At 38.7% G+C, this 2,356-nt stretch carries 4 protein-coding genes; 3 read left to right on the top strand and 1 reads right to left on the bottom strand.

The annotated features are described in order from the left end of the window. On the top strand, positions 1-131 hold a 131-nt coding region (locus tag D1Z90_RS20330), incomplete at its 5' end, for an IS3 family transposase (protein ID WP_147378817.1). Between the two features lie 196 nt (positions 132-327). On the opposite strand, the gene D1Z90_RS20325 is transcribed toward D1Z90_RS20330, so the two are convergent. Further along, complete coding sequence (locus D1Z90_RS20325; protein ID WP_147378816.1) at positions 328-867, bottom strand: hypothetical protein; 540 nt, start codon at positions 865-867, stop codon at positions 328-330. A 450-nt stretch (positions 868-1,317) separates the two neighbouring features. Here D1Z90_RS20325 and D1Z90_RS20320 point away from each other — a divergent pair, with 450 nt between their 5' ends. Then, positions 1,318-1,761 (top strand): hypothetical protein, encoded by a 444-nt coding sequence (locus D1Z90_RS20320; protein ID WP_119912599.1) that lies wholly within the window; start codon positions 1,318-1,320, stop codon positions 1,759-1,761. A gap of 31 nt (positions 1,762-1,792) precedes the next feature. Next, a complete protein-coding gene (locus D1Z90_RS20315) occupies positions 1,793-2,290 on the top strand; it encodes an exodeoxyribonuclease VII large subunit (RefSeq protein WP_119912598.1) in 498 nt (165 codons plus the stop codon). The last annotated feature ends 66 nt before the right edge of the window (positions 2,291-2,356 follow it).

Below are 2,356 nucleotides of genomic sequence, written 5' to 3'. Positions count from 1 at the left end.
GGAAATTTATGAAGCAAGATGTGGCCGCTTACATGAAGTATTACAACCTAGAGCGACTACATTCAGCCAATGGTGATTTATCACCAGTGGAGTTTGAAAATTCTCAACTAAAAGTGTCCAGTTGTAGTTGACCAGAACACCCTTACCAGGGATAAATGAGCGAATATCCTTAGGTGGGTATAAAGATATAATATACCCTAAAGGGGATAAAACAGGTTAGTTGTATGAAGGTAGAAGCCAAGGGATGTGAACGCATTAACTTGCCCGGTCATAGGTTCTTTTTGAGTGCTAGTACCGGGCAAATAACAGTGGGATAGGGTAGACCTGCTAGTGAGTACTCGTCACATCGGCAAAATTGTAGGCTGCATTGTCATGAGCTAAGCAGCGATCGAGCTGAAATGCCGCTGTTTGTTTGAGCAATGGCTCCATTTTCTTATCTGAGAGTTGTGCTAACTCCGTCAGTCCTAGATCAAATAGATTCGCTCTTCTGAGTAAGTCTATTTTGATGAGCTGTGCTAAGCTTGGTTGCTCAGCAATAGACTGCTGATAAGCATTAGCATTATTCAACAGCGAAATGGCTTGTACGCGGCAAAATGACGCAATGTCATCTTTTTTTTCGTCATCGCATATCCAAGCGGCGGAAATCATGTCCCAAGTAGCTTTTGCAAATTGCCTTTGTTGCTCATACAGAAATGAGGAAGCCATATAAGAGCGAGCTGTCTCAGGTACGTGAGGTGCAACCAATAGAGATTGGTATTCTGGCCTCTGGATGACTGACTTTGATTCATCAATCGCTTGAGATAAATCATGGTGACTGTAACCACAATGAGGGCATTGCTGAATAAAGTAATCTAGGCAGTCCCTCATATCATTGGCTGGACGCGTATCTAAATCCCTGGCGCCGAATTCACTGCAGCTCATTAGGTCTGGGTGAGGAGATACTTGCCCACAAACGGCGCAAGTGACATCGGTGTTAAAAACTAGGCTCTTGGTCTATCTCATAAGTTGGCGGAAGAAGTAAGACCATTAATGTATTGCTTTGATCAAAGTTTGCCAGTGAGCAAAATTTTGACATGTCTTAATTTAATACAGGTGGAGTAGACAAAGTTTACAATTGCAGTGAAGCGAGGTACGAGTCAATATTCACTGAAAAAGGGCGTTATAGCACTACAGTGCTTTCGGGTCTTGAAAATGAACTATATAGCCTTTGTCGAGCAGTGAATTATTTAGTTAACAACGTCTTTTTGTGAGACTAACTATCGAAGTATAGTCTTATCCAAGGTATATTACTCAGAAGTAAAAGTAAAGGTGTGGAAAATGCTAGAAAGAATAGTATTCGGGGTTGTTCTAGGTGTGGTCCTTTGGTTTTTTTTGAGAGAAGAAAAAGTAGACTCAACGTACGAAAAACATCCTTACATTCTAATTTCTCTTGTATTAGTTACATTAGGTTTTATCATTGCCTCTGCCGCATTTGGACTGTTTTTTGCAGGCTTGGCTATTATTGAACTTGCTGTAGGTTTTTTGATCACAAATAAAATATTTGGAAGACCTAGTGACATTAGTTTAGAAGAATATAAGGCAAAGAAAGAAGAGAAAAAGGAAAAAAAGAGGATACAGGCTAGGAATAGAGCTGAGAGGAAAAAAGTTAAAAAAGCAGAGAGAATAAAATCAAGTCATCAAAGAGTTGACTGGTATATTCGAATTTCATTTTTTGGTTTTATTGGATACCTTTTGTACAAAGGGATTGAATTTCATGGGTGAAATTAAATAGAGTTTTTGGATTTTTTATTATATGAAGCCTATGATTTATAAAAAAGAAGTTGCTTCTGACATTACTCTTTCGGAATTATTATACCATATCGGGGAGTCCTTGAGAGCGGAATTTACCAAAGGATACTGGTTCTCATGTGATATAGATTCAATAAACTTCCATACTTCTGGTAATGTTTATTTGACTCTCAGTCATAAAAATAAGGAGGGGAAGCGTTCATCAGCGAATGCTATTATCTGGAAAAATTATGCTAGTTTGATTGAAAAGTTCGAAAGTAAAACTGGAATAAGATTTACAAAAAATATTTCAGTGCTATTTCTGGGCGAAGTTTCATTTAGTTCTGAATATGGTTTATCTATAAAAGTTCTAGATATTAATCCAACCTTCAGTATCGGTCAGCATGAGCTTAAGCTTAGACAGATTAGAGAACAACTTAAGGCTAGAGGCTACTCTTCTCTTAATCGCTCGTTAGCTCATCCGAGAGAGTTTACTCGGGTCGCAGTCATAGGGCGTTGTTGATCAAATAGTTTTCAGTGCGACAAAGGCTCATGCTGTTCACATTTCAGACCGCTGATTTTCTTTCAG

The sequence above is a fragment of the Motilimonas pumila genome, from assembly GCF_003596335.1.
GTDB lineage: Bacteria > Pseudomonadota > Gammaproteobacteria > Enterobacterales > CBDFNC01 > Motilimonas > Motilimonas pumila.
This window is presented reverse-complemented; position numbering and strand designations above follow the sequence as displayed.

What these genes read in the sequence shown, in the direction of transcription:
- D1Z90_RS20315 (WP_119912598.1), top strand. Translation starts at nt 1,793, where the DNA reads ATGAAGCCTATGATTTATAAAAAAGAAGTTGCTTCTGACATTACTCTT.
- D1Z90_RS20325 (WP_147378816.1), bottom strand. Translation starts at nt 867, where the DNA reads ATGAGGGACTGCCTAGATTACTTTATTCAGCAATGCCCTCATTGTGGT.
- D1Z90_RS20320 (WP_119912599.1), top strand. Translation starts at nt 1,318, where the DNA reads ATGCTAGAAAGAATAGTATTCGGGGTTGTTCTAGGTGTGGTCCTTTGG.